Source organism: Wolbachia endosymbiont of Diaphorina citri, from assembly GCF_013096535.2.
Taxonomy (GTDB): Bacteria; Pseudomonadota; Alphaproteobacteria; order Rickettsiales; family Anaplasmataceae; genus Wolbachia.
In genome coordinates this window covers 669080-693698 of record NZ_CP051265.2, presented here as the reverse complement: position 1 = coordinate 693698, position 24619 = coordinate 669080, and the positions used below count along the sequence as shown (strand labels likewise).

General features: G+C 33.8%; 17 protein-coding genes. 12 read left to right on the top strand and 5 right to left on the bottom strand.

Annotated elements, in window-relative coordinates:
* Positions 1–3: 3 nt before the first annotated feature.
* Positions 4–981 carry a hypothetical protein gene (locus tag HGO49_RS03030; RefSeq protein ID WP_017532244.1) on the bottom strand — a complete coding sequence of 326 codons (978 nt, stop codon included), beginning with the start codon at positions 979–981 and terminating at the stop codon, positions 4–6.
* 98 nt (positions 982–1079) lie between these two features.
* Between HGO49_RS03030 and priA the strand changes: the two genes are divergently transcribed.
* The 8 genes from priA (at position 1080) to hemA (ending at position 14056) form a co-directional block, all read left to right on the top strand.
* Positions 1080–3509: a replication restart helicase PriA gene (priA, locus tag HGO49_RS03025; RefSeq protein WP_017532245.1), complete on the top strand. Its 2430-nt coding sequence runs from the start codon at positions 1080–1082 to the stop codon at positions 3507–3509.
* A gap of 176 nt (positions 3510–3685) precedes the next feature.
* On the top strand, positions 3686–4408 hold the full coding sequence (locus HGO49_RS03020; RefSeq protein WP_017532246.1) for an ankyrin repeat domain-containing protein: 723 nt from the start codon (positions 3686–3688) through the stop codon (positions 4406–4408).
* Positions 4409–4886: 478 nt separating this feature from the next.
* The gene (locus HGO49_RS03015) at positions 4887–6281 is read left to right on the top strand and encodes an ankyrin repeat domain-containing protein (protein WP_017532247.1); all 1395 of its coding nucleotides are present in this window, start codon (positions 4887–4889) and stop codon (positions 6279–6281) included.
* A gap of 139 nt (positions 6282–6420) precedes the next feature.
* On the top strand, positions 6421–7020 hold the full coding sequence (gene recR / locus HGO49_RS03010) for a recombination mediator RecR (RefSeq protein WP_409350575.1): 600 nt from the start codon (positions 6421–6423) through the stop codon (positions 7018–7020).
* A gap of 3 nt (positions 7021–7023) precedes the next feature.
* The gene (locus HGO49_RS03005; RefSeq protein WP_017532249.1) at positions 7024–8226 is read left to right on the top strand and encodes a KAP family P-loop NTPase fold protein; all 1203 of its coding nucleotides are present in this window, start codon (positions 7024–7026) and stop codon (positions 8224–8226) included.
* Between the two features lie 165 nt (positions 8227–8391).
* Complete coding sequence (gene htpG / locus HGO49_RS03000; protein ID WP_040754731.1) at positions 8392–10296, top strand: molecular chaperone HtpG; 1905 nt, start codon at positions 8392–8394, stop codon at positions 10294–10296.
* A gap of 38 nt (positions 10297–10334) precedes the next feature.
* Positions 10335–12788 carry a TomO hydrophobic C-terminal domain-containing protein gene (locus tag HGO49_RS07250; protein ID WP_017532251.1) on the top strand — a complete coding sequence of 818 codons (2454 nt, stop codon included), beginning with the start codon at positions 10335–10337 and terminating at the stop codon, positions 12786–12788.
* 71 nt (positions 12789–12859) lie between these two features.
* Positions 12860–14056 (top strand): 5-aminolevulinate synthase, encoded by a 1197-nt coding sequence (hemA, locus tag HGO49_RS02990; protein ID WP_026092659.1) that lies wholly within the window; start codon positions 12860–12862, stop codon positions 14054–14056.
* Positions 14057–14343: 287 nt separating this feature from the next.
* Here the strand turns inward: hemA and HGO49_RS02985 are convergent, their stop codons facing one another.
* The 3 genes from HGO49_RS02985 to rimM are packed head-to-tail and all read right to left on the bottom strand — an operon-like array spanning position 14344 to position 16163.
* Positions 14344–15036, bottom strand: a complete 693-nt coding sequence (locus tag HGO49_RS02985) for an inositol monophosphatase family protein (protein WP_007302192.1) — start codon at positions 15034–15036, stop codon at positions 14344–14346.
* Positions 15037–15603, bottom strand: a complete 567-nt coding sequence (gene efp, locus HGO49_RS02980; RefSeq protein ID WP_017532253.1) for an elongation factor P — start codon at positions 15601–15603, stop codon at positions 15037–15039. It lies immediately after the preceding gene.
* Positions 15604–15662: 59 nt separating this feature from the next.
* Positions 15663–16163, bottom strand: a complete 501-nt coding sequence (gene rimM, locus HGO49_RS02975; RefSeq protein ID WP_006014540.1) for a ribosome maturation factor RimM — start codon at positions 16161–16163, stop codon at positions 15663–15665.
* Positions 16164–16260: 97 nt separating this feature from the next.
* On the opposite strand from rimM, the gene HGO49_RS02970 reads away from it, so the two are divergent.
* Positions 16261–19911: a DEAD/DEAH box helicase gene (locus HGO49_RS02970; protein ID WP_017532254.1), complete on the top strand. Its 3651-nt coding sequence runs from the start codon at positions 16261–16263 to the stop codon at positions 19909–19911.
* Here the strand turns inward: HGO49_RS02970 and HGO49_RS02965 are convergent.
* Entirely contained in the window at positions 19908–21077 is a 1170-nt protein-coding gene (locus HGO49_RS02965; RefSeq protein ID WP_017532255.1) for an aspartate aminotransferase family protein, read from the bottom strand. The two genes, HGO49_RS02970 and HGO49_RS02965, sit on opposite strands and share 4 nt — an antisense overlap.
* Positions 21078–21141: 64 nt before the next feature.
* On the opposite strand from HGO49_RS02965, the gene HGO49_RS02960 reads away from it, so the two are divergent.
* From HGO49_RS02960 to tsaD, 3 genes are all read left to right on the top strand, one after another.
* Positions 21142–22569: a sensor histidine kinase gene (locus HGO49_RS02960; protein ID WP_017532256.1), complete on the top strand. Its 1428-nt coding sequence runs from the start codon at positions 21142–21144 to the stop codon at positions 22567–22569.
* A 189-nt stretch (positions 22570–22758) separates the two neighbouring features.
* Positions 22759–23496: a WD_0702 family putative metalloprotease gene (locus HGO49_RS02955; protein WP_017532257.1), complete on the top strand. Its 738-nt coding sequence runs from the start codon at positions 22759–22761 to the stop codon at positions 23494–23496.
* Between the two features lie 72 nt (positions 23497–23568).
* Positions 23569–24579 (top strand): tRNA (adenosine(37)-N6)-threonylcarbamoyltransferase complex transferase subunit TsaD, encoded by a 1011-nt coding sequence (gene tsaD / locus HGO49_RS02950; RefSeq protein WP_007302199.1) that lies wholly within the window; start codon positions 23569–23571, stop codon positions 24577–24579.
* Positions 24580–24619: the final 40 nt, after the last annotated feature.

The window sequence follows — 24619 nt, the reverse complement described above, 5'->3', positions numbered from 1 at the left end:
CTCTTAAAAATTTTCACTATAAATAAGTCTTGAGAAAAATGCGTTAACTGTAGATTCAGCCTTTACCTTGTTTTTGCACAACTGCTGAGATAGTTGATCATCGCTGAAAAGCCGATTCTTAGTATTGAGATATTTAGCATAGCTTCTAGAATTAAATTCAGGGATTGAGTAGAAACCGCTTTCAAGTTCAAGATAAGAGCTGCTATTCAGAACAAAAAATAAATCGCTCTGGTCAAGCAGTATGTCATAACCAGAGCTCGTACAATGTAAGTATTCATTGCTTTCATACTCTGCTATGTAGTATTTACTTGCATCAAGATCACCATTAAGCTGTAAAATTGCTGCTGAACGTCCATTCCCAATACTATGGCCTTTTATTACTTTAAGTACTTTAATCTCATCATTTTCTATGAGTTCTCTTAACTTTTCATTCTTTTGATTTAATTCTTCCTCTGCCTTTCTTCTGTCTTCTTCTAATTTTGTTTCTTTTTCAACAAGCTCATTTTGTATTTGCAAAAACATATCTTGAACGGTTAAGCCATTTAGAAAGTAATCCAATACAATTGACACAAACGGCTGCAATTCACCATTATCTTCAAAGCTCTTTTCCTGCTTTTTGTCATATTGAGTGGGGTTATAGATTGCATACATAGGATAAAAACCATAATTCACCTCGTCGAATGATAACTCTATCGAAAATCCGCTCTGATCAAGTGGAAGTTTAGTAGCTAAATATCTACCATTATTATCTCTGACATATAGCTCATCTCTACCATAGTGCCCAAAATATTTATTGTAATAAATGTAAAAATTTTCAGGATTAAGATTAAAGTAATCATCTAAATTGTTAAGTTTATCGAGCTTTTCACATAGAAGACTCTTGCTCTTATCTGTAAGTTTGATGCGTGTAGAGAAGTAACACCGATCTATTCGGTCACCTTTTTCTATTTCAAAGTCTAGGACTATTTTATCGCTAAACATACAGAATTTCCTCACATTTCTAATATTTATGATTATAAATTGTGTACTATGAAAAAAGCATTAAGGCTTCTCTATGTATCTAAAAACAGCGCTAACTTATGACAAAAACAGTTGACGTATTACTACCGCTTCCAATTGATCAGTTATTTTCATATGCAATTGAGAAAGATACTGAAACTTCAATTGGAGATTACGTAGTGGTACCATTTGGCAGAAAGCGTTTGATTGGAATAGTTTGGAAATATAGCGGCAAGAGTGATCGAGAATTAAAATGCATTGAACAAAAGATCGAGTTACCGAGTATCAGACCAAAACTGATCGAATTTGCAGAGTGGGTTGCGCAGTATAATGTAATACCTATCGGTATGCTTGCCAAAGTAATAATGGGAGGAGTATTAAAGGTAAATCAGATAGATAAGTTAGTTTTCACTAAGCAAAAGCAGGAAATAAGTGAAATAGATTGCCAATTAAGCCCTGAGCAGCAAGCAGCTCGCAATAAGATAATAAGTAATTTGAATGAGTATTCAGTGACTTTGCTTGACGGTGAAACCGGGTCTGGAAAAACGGAAGTTTATCTCTCTGTGATTGCACAGTTAATTAAGAATTATAGTATTTACGAACATTGTCTACCAAAAAGGTGTCACTCCATCCTATGGTGTCATTCCGGTGCCCCCTTCTTTTGTCATCCCAGTGCCCCGACACTGGGATCCAGTAAAATTGATTGTAAACAGCACACTATACAACATTTTCAATCAAAAAACTGGATTCCAGTGTCAACTACTTGCATGACACCATTTGCTATGCAATTTACTTTCAAAAATAAACGTTATGTCATTCCAGCGTTCAATACACAACTAGACGAATGTTACAATATAAGAGTAATTTTTACCAAAAAGCCAGTGCCCCGACACTGGAACTTAATTTCAAATCAGTACACTAAGCATTTGTACGATAAAGACTGGATTCCAGTGTCAAGCACTGGAATGACATCATCTACTACTAAAACTACCTGCAAATGTTCAAACACCAAAAGGTTACACACTGGAATGACAACAGAAGGAGGTAATGCACAAGTCCTTATCCTTCTGCCAGAAATTGTCCTAACTTCACAATTGGTAAATCGCGTTCGCAGTCAGACATCTGGAAATATAGCTGAGTGGCATTCAGGACTTACTCCAAAAGCTCGCCGAAATAATTGGCTCAGTATCGCAAATGGAAGTGCGCAGATAATTATTGGGGCACGGTCAGCGCTTTTTTTGCCTTATAAAAACCTAAAATTAATTATCGTCGATGAAGAGCATGACTCATCCTTTAAACAAGAACAGGGGATTATATATAATGCTCGAGATATGGCCATTATCTTAGCCAAACTCGAAAATATTCCGATTATTTTGTCATCCGCCACTCCGCTACTTGAAACAATTTATCATGTTAAAAAAGGGAATTACAATCATGTAAAATTGACTAAACGATTCGGTGGTGCAGAGTTGCCACAAATAAAAGTAGTAAATAATAAGCAATGGATTTCCAATGAACTTTTCGAAGGAATAAAACAAACCATAGAGAAAAAACAGCAAGTTATGCTCTTTCTAAACCGCCGGGGGTATGCGCAACTTGCAGTTTGTAAAAAATGTGGATATAAAATTTCCTGCTCAAATTGCACTGTATGGCTTACTTACCACAAGAAAAAGAACGTCCTTTTGTGTCACCATTGTTCTTATCAATCAAAACTTCCAGAAAAATGCTCTAATTGTCAAAGCGAAAAGTCATTGTTCCTTTATGGTGTGGGAATTGAAAGGTTAGTTGAAGAAATAGTGAAATTAATACCAAATGCAAAAACTGCGATTACCAGCAGCGATCAGAAGTCGCTTGGTAGCGTCATTGACTCAGTGCTCAAGGAAGAGGTGAATATTATAATCGGTACACAAGTGATTGCCAAAGGGCATAATTTCCCTAAGTTAACTTTGGTTGGAGTGATAAATGCAGATTTAGGCCTTGAAAATTCTGACCTTAGGGCAGCAGAAAAGACGTATCAATTATTGCATCAAGTTGCGGGTAGATCTGGAAGGTTCAACGAAAAAGGAACGGTAATAGTGCAAACCAATAATCCTGAAAGTTTGATAATAAAAGCATTGCAGCAGCAAAAAAGGGATTTGTTTTATGAAATTGAACTTGAGTCAAGACGCAAAGCTAAAATGCCACCATTTAGTAGATTAATAGCGCTTATAGTTTGCGGTAAGGATCAATTTGCCACGCAGAAAGCAGCAAGTGAGATAACAAGCTTTTTACATAATCAATATTCAACTACCTTTCAGCACTTGACGCTGAAAGAATTTGAAATTTTTGGCCCATCACCAGCAGCAATAAATTTCTTAAATAATAAATATCGTTATAGAGTGTTACTGAAAATACACAATAACCATAATCTATTCATAAAGAAAAAGCTGAAACATTGGATTAAAAATAACTATAACTTAAGTTCAAACATTGCAGTAACAATAGATGTTGATCCCGTGAGTTTTTTTTAACAAAATTACGGAATTTATTTGACATTCACAGAATTAATGTATTAACTTTTTAATTAAAAATCTGACTTTTATTAGAATTTATTATATTATTATTATAATTATAATAGGTAGATAATATAACTTTACTTAAAATCATCTGTAGGAAAGGGATAAAGCATAACGAAAAAATTAGAGAATTGCAGGAATTCCTTAATAAAAATATCGAAATACCTATTGACAAGGAGTTATTTAAATCAGCTTTATTTACAAAGGATATTGTAGATATAAGAAAAGAGATGGTGTATCTTATTTTGCAACACTGCATTGTATACGATAGTACAAGGTCTAAGAAAGAAGAGATATTGTCATTTAAAAACGTGATGAAGATTTTAGATGAAGCAGTGAATAAATTTGTTACTCCTCAGTATTTCTACAGATTGATCAATTTTCGAGATCAAAGTGGAAATACATTATTACACCAAGCTGTTATAAACAATAATACTGATGCAATAGAAGCCCTTTTGAAATATGGTGCAAGCCCTTTGATAAAGAATAAAGAAGAGAAAATCCCATTAGATTTAGATCAAGAAGAAAAAACAAGAGAAGCACTCATTAAATCTATGAAAGACCAAGCTCAATCGAAAAAAGAAAGTGCTAGATGTAATAGTTTGATTGGCATTATACCTGGCGTTTTTCTTGGCATTGGACTCGGTGTTGGTGGTGCTTTAGTCCCTTCAATGACTATTATATTATGCGCACTCGCAGTATCTGCTCTTGTTGCTGGAATAGCAGTTGGAGTGGCTATATATTTCCTAAGTCAAGACTATAAACAGGCTAAATCAATAGAAGAAGCTGTTAATCCTCAACTCTCTTCTGTCGAGCATGAAAAGACTGCAGATAATAAAGCAGTACTAGGATAACTGTGAGTTTCTTTTAACTATCCATTTGAAATCTGTTTGAGAAAACGTAGCTATAAAAACCGCAGGTACCAGTTGGTTTTTATTAGCTAAATTAAAGGTCAAGTATCTGGAATTCTGGACATAAGATCCCTCTGTGAAAAAAAGATTAGAAAAAAATGCAGTGCACATACGACAGAGATTAAGTATGTGTACCCACATACGCTGAAGAGGATACGCTACATTTTTAATGAATTTGATTAAAAAGTCTGCAGACGAAGATAGATTTTTGAGCTCAATAAATATCTCTAATTGTGATTATAATTGGATTCAAAACACGCGGAAGTAATTTTTTAGCTATAAAATCTTCTAAAAATTTAACACAAAAGTTAGTGTCATAAATATTTTTATCAAAAACTATTTAAAAAAAATTTAAATAGAGTTGAAAAATTTTAAAGATGAGATACCCTGCCTGGAATGCAACTTCTGTAAAAAAAGAAATATGAAAGGTGAAATAAACGCTGCAGCAAATTTTCAATCAGAAGACTTTGTATCTAAAAATACGGATTTTGATTGTTTAGCTAACCCTATAAGTGCTTCGAATGCAAAGCTAGAGAATAGTGTTAAAGCTAAAGATAAAAAGAATGAGGCGCCTTTTTTCAGTAGAAGAGGCAGCTCGCATGTTTTAGAACTTTTTTCTAATGAAAATGTTGAGATTCACATTCAAGATAAAATGCCTTGTGCCGCTCGGAGTGAATCAGGTATAGCTGGAATATTTAGAGGTATAGCTGGGTTGTTTAAAGGTAGGAATAGTATGAACGTAACCCTTTATCAATCTAAAGTGCAACGTAGCTCTGCAATTGATTACAGTACTACAGAAAGTATAGGGTCACGGCTACTAAATATCTGTAAAGGAGAAGAAGATATCTCTTTTGATCAAGAGATTAATTTTTTATATAAAGAGGGTTGTTTGTATGATGCCTTATTGTTGCAAGAGGAGAAAAATCAGGACACACCTTTACATTTGGCTATTAAAAAAAACCATGCTGATTTTGTAAAAAAGCTTTTGTGTATTCTTAAGGAGCCATACCGTGCGAATGAGTTTTACAAGCACAAATATTTTCAACATAAGGAAGAGAATGAAAAGCCGCTTTTCAAAGTTATTAATACTAAGAACAAAGACGGAAAAGATGCAATTACTCTGACTATTGAAGGTAATAATTCAGAATGCATTTCAGCTCTTTTTAACTACTTAACTGATAAAAATATTAACAGAAGAAAAGATGTTGAAAGTGAGTACACACCTCTACACGAAGCTGTGCTTCTTAACAAAAATGAAGCAATCAAAGAGCTTCTCAAATCAAAGGATATAGATACTGAACTCATAGATAAGGAATCTTACAAAGCATATAATTATACTAATAACAAAGAGGCTATAGAATTGTTTATTGAGCACTATAGTAATAAAATTAGTAAGTTACGTATAAAATTAGAAGATAATAATAAAAAACTAGCACGAATTAAGTGCGTCCTAAACAAAACAAAACTTACTTGTGTATGCTTAGCAGCCTTCGGCTCTTGTTTTAGAATGTATAGAAATTCCCATGACATAATAAATGAAGAAGTGAGTGAAGATATGTTATATTATTCTCTTGCATTGCTTGCCAACACTACAGGTCTAATATTATTTTTTAATTATTTGATCGATACAATACTTTCCAAGTATGAAGAAAAAAATTCTAGTTTGAATAAAGAGTCAGACAGTTATGTAGAAGAAAGAAATATGTTGAAAAATAAATTGCGTCATTTTCAAAAAAGAAATACTAGAACAAATACTCAAATGTCTGAGATAATTTCAGTTACACCTGAGTCAGACTTAAGTTACAGTAGATTGTGATTACATTACTTTTTTTAAGACAACTTCTGAGAAAAGTGGAAAAATTTTTCTATAGCTAAGCAAGATAAAGACTTACTACTTTCTTTACGAAAGGTTTGATGTTATCATTTTTGAGCTATCTTGAATTTACTGAATGAACATTAATATAAGGAATTTAGTTCATGCTTTTTCTAAATTGCCAAGTTTAGGTCCATCATCATCACGAAGATTAGTTATACATTTGCTCCAAAATAAAGAGAAAGTCATGCTACCGCTTGCATCTTTGATTAGAGAGCTAGCGGATCTTATAATAGAGTGCAAAATTTGTGGAAACCTAGATACTAAATCGCCGTGTTCTATTTGTACTAACCCAAAGCGTGACACCAAGTTAATGTGTGTAGTAGAAGAATTGGGTGATCTATGGGCATTTGAAAAAGGGAATATATATTCAGGTATGTATCATGTTTTGGGTGGAAGGCTATCAGCAATAAATGGCATAGGTCCAAAAGAACTGAATCTTGATAACATTCCCAAAAGAGTTACAGAATTTAAAATTGAAGAGGTCATTATTGCAATCAATCCGACATTAGAAGGCCAAGTTACTGCGCAATATATAATTGAATTGCTAAAGAATTCGAATGTAAAAATATCGCGCCTTGCTTGTGGTATACCGATCGGTGGAGAAATTGACTACCTAGATGAGGGAACGCTGAGAATAGCACTTACTTCAAGACAAGAGTATGAGTTAAATATAAAGTAGGGCATGTGCTTAAAAAAACTTATATCGCTAATAACATTAAAAAAAAAAGAAGAGGAGCAATTGCCTAAGGTAATAACTTGGGAGAATGATTGCTTGGGTTACAAACAAGTTGCAAGTAGATTTAGTAATATAATTAAGACAATTGATCAGTCTTTTTCGATCGTATCCTTAGAAGGATATAATGAGTGGGGTAAGACATTTTTTTTGAAAGAATGGGTAAAGGATCTAGAGCAGCAAAATGAAATTGCAGCTTATTACAGCGCATGGGATATTAGTGCGCTAGATCAACCATTGCCTTCTTTTTTGCATTTCCTGTTTGAGGATCTATTCGCATCATACAAAGTAAAAAGGAGTGTTATACAGCAGTTCAAAAACATAAACCAAGAACTATTTTCTCTCAATACATTAGGAAAGCTAATCAGTAAATCTCCACTTGCTATGCTTTCAGTATTTCTCGATGCTGCAAAAGAGGCTGATAAGAAAGACATTGGTTTTGTCTTGGGTGAGTTAAATCTTCTCCAAAGGAGAAAAGAGAACATTAGAGATTTTAAAATACAACTAGCAGATGTGGTTAATAAAATCAGGAAAGACAAAAACATTTATATAATGGTGGATGATCTTGATATATGCCGCCCTAAATTCATTGTTGATTTTTTAGAATCCATAAAGTATATGCTCGATGTGGAAGGACTGGTTTTCATTATCTCTGTTAGTCAAGATAAAAGTAACGTGCAAAGAGCAATCAGCACAATACTTGGACCAAATTTTAGCCTAAAATCTTTTACTGATCTCTCTTTGCATTTGCCAAAACAGCCAACAGAGCAGTTTATAAGAAAACTGTTTGAAAGTTCTGAATTACCGAAAAAATCAAAGAGTTTAATAATAGATAGCTTTATATTTTACGCAGAAAGCTTCTCATTATCATTAAAAGCAATACAGTACTGCGTAAAGAAAATAAAGCTATGTTATGTGAAAGTTGATCCGAATTTATTTACATTTTTAGTAATACTACAGTTAGTAAACACTGATTTGTATGAAGAATTATATTCATCACCTCAGACAGCACTGGAGAAGATTGATAGCGCTTTGATTCTAAACGGTCAGGAAGAATGGGAAAAGCTTAAAACTTCTCTTGAGACTACTTTTAAAGAAAAAGAATCAAAGACTAACAAATCTTTGAAGCAAATAAGAGATATTATATTTTAAGAATAAAGAGAATAGCACCTTCTTCTTAGTTTATATGGCAGATTGGTTGTACTTTTAGCGTTGGAACCATAAGCTGGCTCACATAAATTTTAGCATACATGACCTTGAAAGATCGCGGTGCAATACTTAAATTATTAGAATAGTAGGCTAATAATGGAGCTCAAAATGCACGATGTACAAGAAATTGAAAATTTAAAATTTGACGCTGAAGTAGGCAAAGTACTAAATATAGTAATTCATTCACTTTATACCAATAAGGATATTTTCTTGCGTGAGTTAATATCAAATGCATCAGATGCATGTGATAAATTGCGCTATGAATCACAATTAAACGCTGATTTATTAGATTCAAGTGATGAGTTGAAGATTACTATTAGCTCCAGTAAAGATAAAAATGAGCTGTATATAACCGACAATGGAATTGGCATGAACAGGCAAGATTTAATAGATAATCTTGGCACGATTGCAAGTTCTGGTACGCAAAAATTCTTGAATGCAATTAAGAATAATAAAGATTCGAGCCAAGCTGTAGAGCTGATTGGAAAGTTTGGTGTTGGTTTTTATTCAAGCTTCATGGTTGCTTCAGAAGTTATAGTAGAATCAAGGAAAGCCGGAGAAGAAGAGTCTTGGGTGTGGAAATCTAAAGGAGATGGAGAGTATTCAATCAGCAAATTAGATGGTCAAATCTCTCGTGGCACAAAAATTACGCTCATCATGCGTCCTGAAGAAAGCGAATTTTTAGACAAATTCCGTATTGAAAACATTGTTACTACTTACTCTGACCACATAAATTTTCCCGTTGAGTTTGTAAATGAAGAGGGAAAAAGTGAAAAATTAAACAGCAAAGCTGCAATTTGGACTAAGCCAAAAAATGATGTTACTCAAGAAGAACATAATGATTTTTTTCGCGGTGTTGCGCATGTCGGCGGTGAGCCTTGGATGATACTACATAATAAAAATGAAGGAGCAATAGAATATACAAACTTGCTTTATGTTCCTTCTATTAAGCCTTATGATTTGTTTCATCCAGATAGACGCTGCTCTGTAAAGTTATATGTCAATAAAGTATTTATTACTGAAGATAATGTACAAATTATACCACAATACCTGCGTTTCTTGAAAGGTGTGGTTGATTCACCAGATTTGCCTCTCAACATCAGCAGAGAAACACTGCAGAATAATCGCGTTGTTGAGCAGATTAGGAAATCCCTAACTAAACGCGTGGTATCAGAGCTCGGCAAAAAAGCAAAAGATAATTTAGAGGAATACACAAAATTCTGGGGCAATTTTGGTGCGGTGTTAAAAGAGGGTCTTTGCGAAGCTATGCCAACTGATGAAAGAGAAGCGTTGCTTTCCATTTGCAGATTTCATAGCACCAGTGATGATAAGCTAGTTAGTATTGATGATTATATAAGCAGAATGAAGCCTGAACAGGAACATATCTACTATCTCACAGGAAATAGTCTCGATTCAGTAAAAAACAGTCCACAACTTGAAGGATTCGTCAGCAAAGGATTGGAAGTGCTTCTATTTGTTGATCCAGTTGATGATTTCTGGACTAGCGTGATTCATGAATATAAAGATCAAAAATTTAAATCTGTAACTCGCGCTGATGTTGATTTAGAAAAATTCTCTTCAGAAGAAGGTAAGAAAGATGAAGAAAATAAATCAGATGAAAACAAAAGCGAAGAAAACACGGATTCTATACTTGAATACTTCACTAAGGTTCTTGGAAGCTTAGTAAAAAGTGTAAAGATCTCTAAGAAATTGACCGACAGTCCTGTGTGTTTAGCAGTTGATGAAGGAACTATGGATCTTCGCATGGAGCGTTTTTTACGTGAACAGAAGCAGCTAAATTACCGCACGCCAAAAGTACTTGAAATTAACATTAAGCATCCTTTGATAAGAAACATAATGGAATCTCACGCTGAAAATGGTGAAAACCCAACACTTGGAGATATGATTTACTTATTGTTCTATCAAGCTTGTATAGTGGAAGGCGAAGAGATGGAAGACGTAAGTCTGTTTGCTAAAAGACTCAATAATTTGCTTGGCAAAATTTCTGTTTAATGCTATAATTAACTTAGCTAATAGTTAGGGGGTAAAACATGGGTGATTGGAATTTATCTGCTGGGCTTATGTCACCAGCAGTAGATACTGCAGAAAAAGAAAAGGAACGTCGTCATTCCAGAGATTCAGGTAATGAAAGTCAAGAAGAAGTTAGCGTTGATAATTCTGACACTGAAGATACGCCTTCTAATGGAGCAAATACGTTAAAGTTTCAGCTAACACAATCTCTGCTAAGTCAAGTCAAGGCAAGTGAGAATAATGGGGATGCAAATTCTGGCAAGCAAGCTTACAAAGACCTACCCAGGATGGATTTTGTAATTAATGGTCAAGTTATAGACAAGAATTTCGTTAGCCAGCTTCGTGATAAATGTAATCAAAATGACCAACGCCAAATCGCAAAACATGTTTTTACAAAAATGTTTGAACATGCTAAAGCAGAAATTCCAAATGATAATCTATTAGAAGAATTAATTAATAGTTGCAATCAGGCTGGTTATGATGGCTCTTTGTTAATGCAGCTCTCTCCTATATTTTTGGGACACGATTTGCAATTGCCTGATGCTAATGATAGACATATAGAGATTGTCTGTAGTGATCAGGATTCTTTAAATATTAAATATTGTCCAAATATGCCTGTTAAGCAACTGGATAAAGAAATATGCAGGGTTGATGCTATTTTAGAGTTCACGCTTAAATCTCAAGATGGTAAAGTAGAGTATGAAGACGGCAAGGTAACGCTTACCATTCCTGAGAAATTAAAGAATTACAAAGTTGATGGCAAAAGTTTGTTAGATGATATAAAGATGCATTTTGAAGATGTTGATAACGCAATTATTGAGTCTCTTCTTGAAAATATTGATGAAGGTCAGAATTCATTTGTTGTAGATTTGTCAACACAGGTGAATTCAGATTCATTTGATATTATTCCTGAGGATACAGTTTTTGATCTGGGCCATATTCCAGAATTAGTAAAAAAAGCAGTGGATGATAAGGATGTTAATGCCTTGGCTGATCACATAGGCTTTTTTCAAGATCATGTTACTCATGTATCATCTAAGGAAGGTTTGCCAGTAGTAGAGAAAACATTAGAAATAGTAAGTGGTTTTACCAAGGAGCAAAGCAAGCCATGGAGATGTTATCCTACTGTACCTATTGCAAGTCATATATATTCTGTCAAGCAGCAGTATTATGATGGTTACATTTCTCAAGAAGGTTATGAAAAGCTTAAAAAGATGGAGGAGACTTTGTGCAAGATCAAGTCTGATCTAATAAAAAGAAGTAGCAATGATCCCAATGAAGAATCTCCTGTTAAAAATGCTCAAGACACTTCGGCTATACTAAATGAGACTCCAACCTCAAGCCAAGCAGTGAATCAAGAAGATAATAATCAATTAAGTACTAAAGAATCCAAAAGTACTGACAATCAACAACTACAAAGCGGTATTGTTGATGAAGGAGAAAATATTATGGATAATAAAAAGGCTTCAAAAGAAGCTATAAGTAATAATTATAGGAGGGGTAAAATGCATAGTAGTGATCAAAATATAAAAACCGTAGGGGAAATGTTGTTTGATGCTATCTCTAGTTTTGATTGTAAAAAAGTAAGGTCTTTAGTAGAGCAGGCAAAGCAAGAGGGCAATAATGTAGAACCTATCATGAATGAAGCTTTTAAGAAAGCTAATGAGACGAGAGTTAAGCAACAAAGTACAGCATCTAGAAAAAAGCTCAAAAAAATTAAAGAGTTTCTTAAAAAAGAACTCGATAATATTGCCATATTATCAATGAGCAATGATGTAGAAACTACTGTAAGTAGACAAGAAGTTCCTGTGGTGGAATCTGAAGGAAGTGAATCAGATTCACTATCACTGAGTTCTGAGAAGGATGATTTTTCTAAACTTGAAGGTGATAAAAGTGATTGCTCTGCCGGAACTTCCTCAGACTCTAATAGTAATTCTCCATTTGAAAAAATTAGTGAAGAAGGTCATGAAACAAGAATATCTGTAATTGACACAGTGGAAGCTGAAGCAACAGCTAATGGTACTGTTTCTAGTAATTCTGTTCCTTGTACTTTCAGAGTAGAATTAACAAGTGATGATGAAGATGAATTTCTTTCGATTGAATTTGAAGATGTTAATAATGATATTAACGTCAATCAACCTACTGAGCATGTAGAACAAGTTGCTAACGGAAATGGACAGCCAAAAACAGAATTGCCAAGAATTAATGAGCAAAGCAGCAAAAGTGGCCTCAAAAAAAATTCACAAAACACAAAAAAGTATGTCGTAGCTGCTTCTGCGCTTGCAATAACTGGTATTGCCTTAGGAGTAGCTGTTGCAGTTTACTTAGAGATGTTAGCAATAGGAGTAGCAGTTGCAGCTTGTTGTCTTATTGCAGCTACAATTACGTACTGCTATAGGCCTAAAAGCTTAGTTGAGGATAATGAGGTTAAAAAGGTTGATGATACACAAAAAAGTACACCTTGTTGTGGCTGATAATGAATAAATATAGTAGTCTATCATTTAATAATTTATTATAATTATATTGATTGTTAATAGATAAAAACTTGGTAGACTACGAAGAAATATTCTTAAATAAAATCAAAGATATAAAAGAAGAAGGGCGCTATCGTGAATTTACGCATTTTGCGTCATTACCTGGCAAACTTCCCTATATTATGGATTATGAAAGAAATAGAGAGGTTATTGTCTGGTGCAGTAATAATTATCTGGGAATGTCACAAAACGATAGTGTCATTGCTGCTATTCAAAATTCATCTGTTGGTGCTGGAGGAACAAGAAATATATCAGGTACAACAAAGGAAGTTGTTGAGCTCGAGAAGTCTTTGGCTGACTTGCATCAAAAAGAAGCTGCTTTAACTTTTGCTTGTGGCTATCTTGCCAACCAAACTACACTTAGTACTTTATCGTCTGTTATTCCGGGTGTGGTAATTTTTTCAGATGAGAAAAATCACTCTTCAATGATAGAAGGTATAAAGTCAGGCAAAAGACCGAAGCACATATTTAGGCATAATGACACTGATCACTTAGAGCAATTGCTAAGATCTATAGATATAAAAACACCGAAAATAATAGCGCTTGAATCTGTATACTCAATGGATGGTGATGTAGCACCGCTTGAAGCGATATGTGATCTAGCAGATCAGTATAATGCAATTACCTATTTGGATGAGGTACACGCAGTTGGCATGTATGGACCGCGCGGCGGTGGAATTGCAGAAAGAGAAGGTTTGATGGATAGAATAACTGTTATTCAAGGTACATTATCAAAGGCTTTTGGAGTGATGGGTGGATATATAGCGTCTTCAAAGAGCTTGGTGGATGTAATAAGAAGTTCAGCCCCAGGATTTATTTTTACTACTGCTATGTCACCCGTTTTAGCAGCAGCAGCAAAGGCAAGCGTTGAACACCTAAAGTCGAGCAATATTGAAAGGGAAAAGCAAAAGCAGTCTGTTGAAAAGGTAAAAGACTCACTGAGAAATGCAGGAGTGAATTTTATGCAAACAGAAACTCATATAATTCCAATCATAATTGGCGATCCTGAGTTGTCCAAAAAAGCATCAAAATTGTTATTTGATGAGTATGGAATATATGTACAACATATAAATTACCCAACAGTTTCCAAGGGGACTGAGCGCTTCCGTATTACTCCTACGCCTTACCATACAAATGAAATGATAGAGCATTTAACAAAATCTCTTGTAAAAGTTTTTGAGAAATTGTCTGTTTGTGTCTGTTGTTGAGTTTAAAGTTGCCAAGAATAAGGTATCTATTTAAAAGCATGGTTAATGTACAAAATCAGTGCTTTATTTCTTATCATGAAAGTAGCTGACACTGGGATCCAACTAAGTTGGTAAACACTTTACAACGTTTTTTGTGCAAAAGGACTAGATGCCATTGTCACACACTGACTATTTGTTCCTATAGTTGTCTTTTCTCGTCTATCTTATTTTGCCACCCTGCTGCAATGAGGGGTAGGTAAGACCATTTATTATTTTCACTACGTGACTTTTGCTCTTTTGAATGAACTTTAGTTTATATCTCCAGCAATGACAAGCGCGTTATCTTCCCTTAATCTCCCACCGCTTTCTTGCAGAAAAAGCCTACCGAGTGAAGTTTTATATTTATTAATTCCAGAGTAAATTATTCCATTGTATCTTCCGGCAGCAAGATATGCAAAACCTAGTACCGTTGAGCCAAGGGAGCGTAGATTATTATTGTCAAGTGGTAATTTATTTAACAAATTACCACTTATGTCTATTATTCCCCCTTCACGAGCTTTCATCCGCATTTTTACATGGCGAGATTTGAAATCTTCAAGAAAAGCTCCTTTCTTTTCCTCTGCCCAGAAAGTTTCTCTAAGGGCTGGAGCATCAATCACAGCTGCTACAACTCTGTTTTTATGAATGAGACAAACTGATACTGCAAAATAAACCATACAACTAAAAAGGTTTTCCTTGCCTTCTATAGGCATAATAAACCAAGTATAACCGCCGTCTTTTAGATCTTGGCCCACATCGTCTTCAAAAATAAAGTCATAGTTCTGGTTGTAGTTTTTCAAGCAATCGTATATAAGTTGCTTGGATTTTGAATAAGTTTTATTGATAAAGTCTGCTGACTTAACGCTTGAAATTTGCAATTCATTAAAATCACGTATAAGCTGCTTGGAGGCACTACGTACAGAATCAAGCATCACATTGATTCGTGGTGATGAAATGGCCATTTACTCTTTTACTCTTTCGTAATAGCTGTTATCAGGAGTATGTAATACAATTTTATCCCCTTCTTTTATAAATTGAGGCACGTTAACACGTATTCCGTTTTCCAAAATTGCAGGCTTATAAGAAGCAGTAACAGTCTGACCTTTGATAACAGACTCTGTCTCTTTTACAGTTAGTGTAACGTGATCAGGCACATGTGCAGAAATTATTTTATCTTGATAAGTTACTACTTTAATTTTCATATTATCTTGCAAATAAGCCTTCTTTTCCCCTAATAAGTCTAAATTTATAACAATCTGCTCGTAACTACTTGGATGCATAAGATTTACGATATTCCCTTCAGTAAAGAGATAAACATATTCCTCTTCATCTAAAATTGCCCTTCTGATTGTTGCATCAGAGCGAAACCTCTCATAGTACTTTGCTCCTGTTTGGATATTTTTCATTTCAGCTTGTATATATGCACCACCTTTACCAGGTTGAGTATGCATAATACTTACAACCAAAAACAATCCACCGTTATGTTCTAGTACCTGACCTGGCCTGATATCATTAGCCCTTTCTGCCATAATTACACTTTTAATTTGGTCTGGTTATTATAAATAACTTTATACAAATATCAAAATTTTTATTGGCCAATGAATTCTGGCATGTTGATTACTATATACCTTTCCTTCATGTTGATGTATGGAAATACTTCTTTAGTAAAAGATAACATAATGTTTTTTTTTGTGCTGATAACCAAAATTTCTAATATATCCCCTGAGCCGAAATTATTCACAGACTTCACATAGCCATATAATTCATTACTCTCTAGTCTTACTTCCATATTCACAAGATCATCTTGGTAAAATTCATCCTCATCATTTAACTGTGGTAGCTTATCTCTTTCTATATATAACTTTTTATTTCTTAAAAGCTCTGCTTCATTACGGGAATTCACACCGCTAATTGTTGCTATTACTAAATTATTACTGACAACAGACACCAAGCTTATTTTATAATTTTCACTTCCGATTATTAGTTCACCATATAGGAAAATATTTTCGGGCTTTTCAGTAAAGGTTTTTATTTTGACAGCTCCTTTGATTCCATGAGGAGAAGTAATTATTCCGAGGCATATATTCATATTAATATGATAGTTGAAATCAGCTTTTTGTCCATAGAATTGACAATTTACTGAATTAACATACAATTAATATTGTGATAATTATAGTGGGTAATGTATGAGTTCTATCAGTAATCAAGAAAAGCAAAGTATTATAAGTAGCTTAGAAAAAATCAACTGCAAGCTAAAAGGTGAATCTATAAAACTTGATGATACAAAGGAATCTATAATAGTAGCACGTCGTAAACCTGTTGTTGAAGGGGTATTAGAACATCTACGCAACCCTTGCACTACTAACTGTAATGTTATGGTAGATGCAGAAACTGGATTTGGTAAGACTTACGACATTGGAATACTGAGTTATGTACTAGCCCAAGCAGGGTTTCATCATCTGGTTGCAGTACCAAGTAGTGACCTAGTGAATCAAGCTAAAAAAATGATGAGTAGTGCATTTACTGTAAACATTAGGACACCTAAAACTGCTGAGGAAATTAAAAATGCACTGAAGGCAACTAAACCTACAACAATTATAGTGACACATGACCTGTTATTACAGCAAGAAAATGATCGTAAATTTAAAGACCAAAATACCAAATTGTGGATTAGTGTTGATGAAGCAGACAGTATTAACAAGCAGCAGGATTTTGAGAACATGTGCAAGCTTGATGAGGAGTATCCTACGACTTACCTCACTGCAACACCAAAGAGAAGGATTTTAAATAGATGCGGAAAAGTTATCAGCCCGACAAGATTGAGTAGACGTTGTATTGCAAACGCCATCGAAACAGCAAGTGTTATTGCAAAAACCAATAGGAGAACAAATTTCACTCTAGCATTTGTAGTGAATATTGCTGTTACTATAATACCTATGATTACATTATTTCCTGTTATAAATAGTAATGTTGCTGCTGTAATTGGTCTAACTTCAGATTATTGGCTGTATTCTGCTTTGATTGGAAACTTATATTATACAATTTCTATGTTTATATTTGGTATAGTAATGTTGCCAATTTGGTGGGTACTAACTAAAGCAACTGGTGTAGAGTCAAAAGAACTGCTTTCTAGATTTCTTGCTAACGTGCGTAGCTTATTTACTAGAGAAAAATCGAGCCCAGCTCATGAATATGTTGAAGAGAGCGAAGAAGTTTTTAATTACAATAAGCTTGTTGATACCGATGATTTATTAACTTCTATAAGATGGAATGTGCAAAGCCCAATTGGAGAAAGTGCTCTGCTTTTAGCTGATGATGTAAATAGTATAGTTAATCTTAACTTTGCGTTGCAGGGTAGAGATAATTTAGTATATGAAGGTAGTACACGTTATGAAGTGTATAATAAATTTCAGCCTGAAGGGATATCTTATCAAGACTATAGGCTCAAGTTACGCGAAGCGAACTTTATAAGCTGCGTTAAAAAGCAACATCCTAGTCTGACAGAAGAGCAGATATCTGAATTAAAAGAAAAGGTGGATTTCAGTAGTACTGCTGAATATCTAAAATATAGAGTAATGCATTCAATGATCGATCTTACTCTCTCATATTTAATGAAGTGTGATAATATTACTTTAGATAAAAAAAGAAGAGAAGGTTTGAGTGGATTGATAGAAGATGTTAAAAAGAATGTTAGCACCACTAATGATAACAATATTATAAGCTACCTAGAGAAAAAAGGCTTTAGTGAGCAATTTGCTAGAAACAAGCTCTTACCGCAAATCAAGTTAGTAATTAAAGCATTGCGTCGAGGTGATAATGAGCAATGCAGGTTAATAGTTGATAATTGGCGCTTAAGCAAAGAGCTCCATGACCTCATGGAAAGAGAGGAAGGTATACTACATAGTCTCATTGATTTCTGCAAACAAAATAAATGTATCTTTGCAGGAATTGGGAAAAATGATCTTGGTATTGGAGAAAATAGACCCTTTTCAGCGATAATACGTAATCAAATAGGTAAGTATCGAACTATTTATTGTGATTATGAAAAAAGAGATTTTGATGCATTAGCTAAATATGCGTTAACAACGGTTATAGATGGATCGAAAGGTCGTGGATTTGATAGTGAATATAATCATGTTGCATCAATATTTGCAGATTCGGTTAGTCAGTTCAATAATCCATCTGAAGCCCTACAGAATCTTGGAAGAAATAGAGAGCATAATGAGAGCAGACAATCATGGTTTTTCGCTGCTGCAGGTGAAAAAGTTGAGCTATTTGTGAATAAGATCTTAGCAAATTTTAAAAACGAACCACAGAAATTTTGTCAGAAAGTTTTGTTTCCAGCTACTAATAAATACAATAAGTTGCTAAAAAATAGAATGGGAGAAGAACTTGGAAGAAAAATAGAAATCTATATTAGTAAAAATATTGATGCATTAGGAAATATTGATGATTCAGCTCTGAAGAAGTTTTCTAGTGATTTGATAAAAGAAACGTATGAAAAAGTTCATGATATAAATGATTTTGATGTCAAAAAGACAGAACAAGATTTACATAGGATTTTAAAAAGTACAGAGACATACCTTCGTTCATATGAGAACAGAATTAAAAACAACGGTAAATTATCTTGCACACGCTCAGCTTTATTTTCTGTGGGGAGTGCTATAACAAAGGTAATGTATTATCTATGGGCAGGGTTTGACTATTTAGTCTTTTTGGCTAAAGCGTACAATATAGATAAATCTGGAGATACCAGTGCAAGAGCGTATGTACACATAATCAGAAACTGTCAATGTGAAAGTAGTGTGAAGGCGCAAAATGTATTGGTTCATGCATTAGAAATTGCCAAAGAACATGACAGTAGTTTCAAAAGAAATAGTTTGTACGAAGACAATGAGGATAGATGTAAAGAAAAAATCATCTCATATTTTCAATCCAAGCAATATATACGTGCATTAGATAGAACAATTGCTCAAATTGAAAATAAACACTTGGTAACAATTTTGAAAGCTGTAGGCTACGAAGATGATGCTAATAAAATGGCACAAGAAATCAAAGATTTTTTATGTGATTTAAAGAATTTAAATTGTGTAGGCTTGAGAGAAAAATATTATCAAGGCAACTTATATCAAGAAAGCAAATTATACAAAATCAATAATCAAGTTAGTACGATAATTGATGAAATTGTAAGGTGTCATAAGTGGCATCATGGAATAGAGGACTTAGAGCTAAAATTAAAAAATGGCCACAGTATTTTTGAAGTAAGAGTCAATAATGATTTTTCTAAGTTACGTGAGAAAAACTTTAGCAAACGCTCTAAAAACAGGACATATCTAGGTAGAGCGATGCTATTTATTGGGTTTATAGGTTCAATGGAGCTTATAGGTAGAATGTCATCAGGCCATGCTATGCCATTGCCTTTACTTTGCGGTTTTATAATATTTGGACCGCTAGCATTTTTGTGTGGTGCATTGTTATATGAAATAACAACCTATTTAGTGAGAGGAGCATTTTTTACTTTTGGAGTGCCAGTTGTGTTAGGGGAGCTATTTAAATTCATTGTTAAAAACAGTTTAATGCAGAAATTATTAGATGTGGCATTATCGTTTGGTAACTCGGCTTTTTTCAATATTCCGAAAGACATCGTGCAATCGTTTATATTTGAGGATATAACAAAATTTGACTCACTAAGTGATATAAATGAGCTTACACTGATAAGAGAACAGGAAAAGGCAAAGTGTACAAATGAAGTAGCTGATAAAGTTGTAGCTACTGCTTTATCTGCAATTTTGATACAGCCAACAACTAGTGAGCAGGAAGGTTTAGTTTTTAACTAGAACTTTTCAGATAAATATTGAGTGAGGATTTCAATGCCTTCATCAATCTCTTTTTCAGTGATAATGAGTGGAGGCAAGATTCTTACAACGTTATCTGATGTTACTCCAACAGTGAGTAAACCACGGTGACTTAGCTCTTCTGCAAATTTTTGGTTATTCATTTTTACTTTTATTCCTAGCATCAACCCTTCTCCTCTCACTTCTTCTATCATTGGAAACTTGCTTGCTAAGTCCTCTAGTTTGTTTTTTAAAGACTTACCTCTAACTTCAACATTTTCTAAGAAGCCAGGGCTGAGCAATTCATCCAATACAGCATTACCTACTGAAGTTGCAAGTGGATTACCACCAAAAGTAGAACCATGCATACCGACCGCCATATACTTAGCAACCTTTTCAGTTGCAAGACAAGCCCCTAGAGGGAAACCTCCTCCTATTCCTTTTGCAAGAGCACATATGTCAGGCTTAATTCCTATGTGTTCATATGCAAATAACTTTCCTGTCCTGCCAGCACCGCACTGAACGCAATCAAAAAATAGCAGTATGTCGTTTTCGTTACATAGTTCTCTTAGCTCTTTCATGAAGACTTCACTCATTACTTTAATACCACCTTGTCCCTGTATTGGTTCTATTAATATAACACCTATGCCATTAGAAATTGCTTTCTTTACACTCTCAATATTGGGCTCTATGTTATCACACCAGTCAATATAAGGATTCAGTAATTCAGAAAATTTCTGTCTATCGTTTGTTGCACAAGTTAAAAATGTCCTTCCATGAAATGCACCATGAAATGTTAGAATTCTATAGCGATTTTTATTACCTTTTCCATTTTGATAGGCCCTAGCGATTTTAAGTCCACATTCCACTGCTTCTGATCCAGAATTTGCAAAAAATACAGTATTAGCAAAGCTGTTGTTTATTAAATTTTCTGCAAATTTGTTGGTAGTAGATATATTATAGGTATTTGATATATGCCATAGTTTTTCTCCTTGTAATTTTAGGACATCAGTTAATCGTGGGTTGGCATGGCCTAAACTGCTAACAGCTATTCCAGAGTGAAAATCTATATAGCGCTTATTATCGATATCATACAAGTAAATACCTTTGCCATAAGAAAATTTTATATTAATAGGAGAGTAAACTGGCAAAACAGGAGAAGTTGTCATAAAAGTATGATATGCTAATTTTTAATTAATACCATAAAAGCCGTTATTTCACAATGAGAAGAATATGTATAAATTAAGTAAATTAATATTTACTAAACTAAAAAAAAACAGATATACCAAAATTATCACACTATTCTTATTAATTTTTGTGATTTTGTTTAGCGCGATATACCGCAATTATTCATTAAGAAATAATTTTCTTTCTTTTTACCGTGATTCGAATGCAAACTTAAAAAGCCTACTGGAAAATGGTATAATAAAAAAGTACAATTACTTACTAATAGAAAAGCATCATGTTAAATATAACACCTTTGACTATATAAACCAGCTAGTAAAATTACGTGCTGAATTATTACAATCAGTCAGCGAAGTAAAGAACTTGAGCTTAATACTGTATGATCAAAATGCCAGAGTAATTTTCAGTAATTTTAATACTCAAGGTCATGATTATGAGCAGTTACTTACAAACGATGAATTTGATAAGTTGCTAAGCAATCAGGAAATATTTTACGCTACAGGAAATACATTAACTTCTGCTTTCCCTATATTTCATGAAGATGACATTAAGCCTTCATTTTTTTTGAAGATCATTCAAAGCTATAATGACTCTTATATTATGGTATATAGTCTATTTTCAATATTCATGGGCTTATTACTGATTATCTTAATACTAATAATGCTTTATTTGCACTTTTCCAATACCCAAATGCTAGCTAAGCAACATAAAACTAATATTGAATTACAAAGGGTTAAAGAGGCATTAGAGCAAGAAAATGCAAATAAGATAAAGTTTTTTGCAAGTGTTACACATGAGTTGCGTACACCTCTTAACGCTATTATTGGATTTGCAAAGTTGATCAAAAATGAAACTTTAGGTTCTGTAGATCACTCTCAATACAAGGAATATATAGACGATATATATAATGCAGGTACGCATTTACTTGCTTTAATTAATGATGTGCTCGATTTTTCTAAAGCTGAATCAAGTAGTTTAACAGTAGAGAAAGTGAAGTTTAATCTGAATAAGATAATAGATTCGTGTTTAAACATGCTATCACCTAAACTAAAAGAAACAGGAATTAGTTTAAAGAAAGAGATAACTAATAAACAATTATTAGTTATCGCAGATCCCAAAAGAATGAAGCAAGTTATAATAAATTTGTTATCAAATGCAATCAAGTTTACTCCTAAAGATGGTTTAATAAGAATGGTTATTAAAGAGAATATAGAAAAAAATTTATTAACTATTGAGTTTCATGATAATGGAATAGGGATAATGCAGCAGGATATATATAAAGTTATGTCTGTTTTTGGCCAAGCAGATTCGGGGTATAGAAACGAAGGTACGGGCATCGGATTGCCGCTAAGCAAGAAATTAGTAGAGTTAATGGGTGGGACTTTCAGCATTAAAAGTGAAGCAAAGCTTGGTACTACGATAACATTGAACTTCTTTTATGAAGAACAAACATGTGAAGATCTGATTGATTTTTAGTAGAATATATTTGATATTGCACTTTTATATCACATTTTCAACTTACAACATTCCTAAGTCATACTGACGTGATACCTCTTGGCTACTAATAAGTAGCGGAATGTCAGTGAATTTAAACTACTTTAGCTATACTTACTGAAAACACTTTATAATTCTTGAGCATAAAGAAAATTCCTTTAATAATGAAGCATGCTAATCAGGAACTTAATAAAACAAGCAACTCAAGTAGGAAATAGTGAAAACGTAATACAATATGTCAAATATCTCTATCAATTTGAGAAGTTTAGAAATACATTAAACCTCACTTTGTCACTAATAAAGCAAAACAGACTCTCGTTTGAAATATATCAAGAAGGATTAGTGGATATGGAAGAGGGAGTGTGTAAGACAATTCGTTCTTCTGGTTTAAATAAGTATGTTATTGTGCTAAGAAGGTCAAATCCTTACATCATAGTACATGAACTTTCACATATGGTTGAAAATGAACTGAACTTAAGCTTAGAGCAAGAATTTCTCTATAAAGTTTATCAGGATATTGAGCAGAACTTAAAGCAGTCAAATATTCTGGTACAAAAAATTATTGGTCAAATTATATTTAAGGAGATACAAGTTTACCAAACTCCAAAATCACGTGCGTCTGAGTTATTCGCACGCTATTTTGAGCTGTTTGCTTGGGCTCAGGAAGTTTATCCTAAAGATAAAGAATATCTAATTCGCACTCAAGATTTAAACAGAGTATTTCTTGCTACTAACCAATGGAAAAAGAGCTACCTGGATCTACAAATAATGGAGAGAATAGATAAAGAAGTAAAGGAATATAGCGATAAAACTGCTTTTAAAGATATAAACAAAGTACAAAGCAGTTGGACTAATAAATTTTCTCCTGGAAGCAAAAAAATTGGTTCTATATTTGAAGATGATAATTAGCTCAGCAGAACAAAGTTCACTTCTTCAACATTTCAAGTTATAGTTCTCGCAATTTAAAGAGTTCAAATATATATGAAAACCATTTTAGCGATTGAAACAAGTTGCGATGAAACTGCAGTTGCGATTGTAAATAGTGATAAGCAAGTGCTTGCTAACGAAATTCTTTCTCAGGTAGAGCACAAAAAGTGCGGTGGAGTGATTCCTGAAATAGCATCACGTGCTCATATGAAGCATTTAAGTGGTTTAATAAAAAGTGCTATGGAAAAATCTAACCTTAACTTTTGTGATCTAGATGCAATTGCAGCAACATCAGGACCAGGACTCATAGGTGGATTAATAATTGGTACAATGATGGCTAAAGCAATTGCACACGTAACACAAAAACCGTTTATTGCAGTTAATCACTTAGAAGCACATGCGTTAGTTGTTAGGCTACTATATGAGGTTGAATTTCCGTTTTTAGTCCTGCTGATATCAGGTGGTCACTGCCAATTTTTAATTGCACAGGATGTAGGTAAATACATCAAACTTGGAGAAACGCTTGATGACTCATTAGGAGAAGCATTTGACAAAGTCGCTAAAACGCTGGGTCTAAGCTATCCGGGAGGTCCATTAATTGAAGAGTTAGCTAAAAAAGGTGATGGTATGAGATTTAAGCTGCCAAGAGCAATGATAAAACGTTCTGGATGTGACCTTTCATTTTCTGGAATTAAAACAGCGGTAAAAAACTTAGCACGAGAATTTGTAATGAGTGAACAGGATGTGTGTGATATGTGTGCTTCGTTTCAAGAGTGTATTAGCGACATATTACTCGATAGAGTCAGAAATGCTATTGGTATCGCTGTATCTTTAAATATTAAAATCAATGATTTTGTAATTACTGGTGGAGTTGCAGCAAATAATTTCCTGAAAGAGAGATTAAAAAAGCACATAGACTTGAACGTGCTTTCTCCTCCAAGCAATTTATGTACAGACAATGCAGTGATGGTTGGATGGACAGGAATTGAAAGGTTACAGAGAAGCTATGTAGACTCTCTTGACTTTGCACCAAGGCCAAAGTGGGAATTAGAAAAATATTACTAGCACAAAAAATTATCTACTATATAATGCGGCCGCTGGTGAA

Coding starts and splice junctions, on each gene's coding strand:
- HGO49_RS02960 (WP_017532256.1), top strand. CDS start 21,142: ATGTATAAATTAAGTAAATTAATATTTACTAAACTAAAAAAAAACAGA.
- HGO49_RS02970 (WP_017532254.1), top strand. CDS start 16,261: ATGAGTTCTATCAGTAATCAAGAAAAGCAAAGTATTATAAGTAGCTTA.
- HGO49_RS03015 (WP_017532247.1), top strand. CDS start 4,887: ATGAAAGGTGAAATAAACGCTGCAGCAAATTTTCAATCAGAAGACTTT.
- HGO49_RS02965 (WP_017532255.1), bottom strand. CDS start 21,077: ATGACAACTTCTCCTGTTTTGCCAGTTTACTCTCCTATTAATATAAAA.
- priA (WP_017532245.1), top strand. CDS start 1,080: ATGACAAAAACAGTTGACGTATTACTACCGCTTCCAATTGATCAGTTA.
- tsaD (WP_007302199.1), top strand. CDS start 23,569: ATGAAAACCATTTTAGCGATTGAAACAAGTTGCGATGAAACTGCAGTT.
- efp (WP_017532253.1), bottom strand. CDS start 15,603: ATGGCAGAAAGGGCTAATGATATCAGGCCAGGTCAGGTACTAGAACAT.
- HGO49_RS03005 (WP_017532249.1), top strand. CDS start 7,024: ATGTGCTTAAAAAAACTTATATCGCTAATAACATTAAAAAAAAAAGAA.
- htpG (WP_040754731.1), top strand. CDS start 8,392: ATGCACGATGTACAAGAAATTGAAAATTTAAAATTTGACGCTGAAGTA.
- HGO49_RS07250 (WP_017532251.1), top strand. CDS start 10,335: ATGGGTGATTGGAATTTATCTGCTGGGCTTATGTCACCAGCAGTAGAT.
- HGO49_RS02955 (WP_017532257.1), top strand. CDS start 22,759: ATGCTAATCAGGAACTTAATAAAACAAGCAACTCAAGTAGGAAATAGT.
- rimM (WP_006014540.1), bottom strand. CDS start 16,163: ATGAATATATGCCTCGGAATAATTACTTCTCCTCATGGAATCAAAGGA.
- HGO49_RS02985 (WP_007302192.1), bottom strand. CDS start 15,036: ATGGCCATTTCATCACCACGAATCAATGTGATGCTTGATTCTGTACGT.
- HGO49_RS03030 (WP_017532244.1), bottom strand. CDS start 981: ATGTTTAGCGATAAAATAGTCCTAGACTTTGAAATAGAAAAAGGTGAC.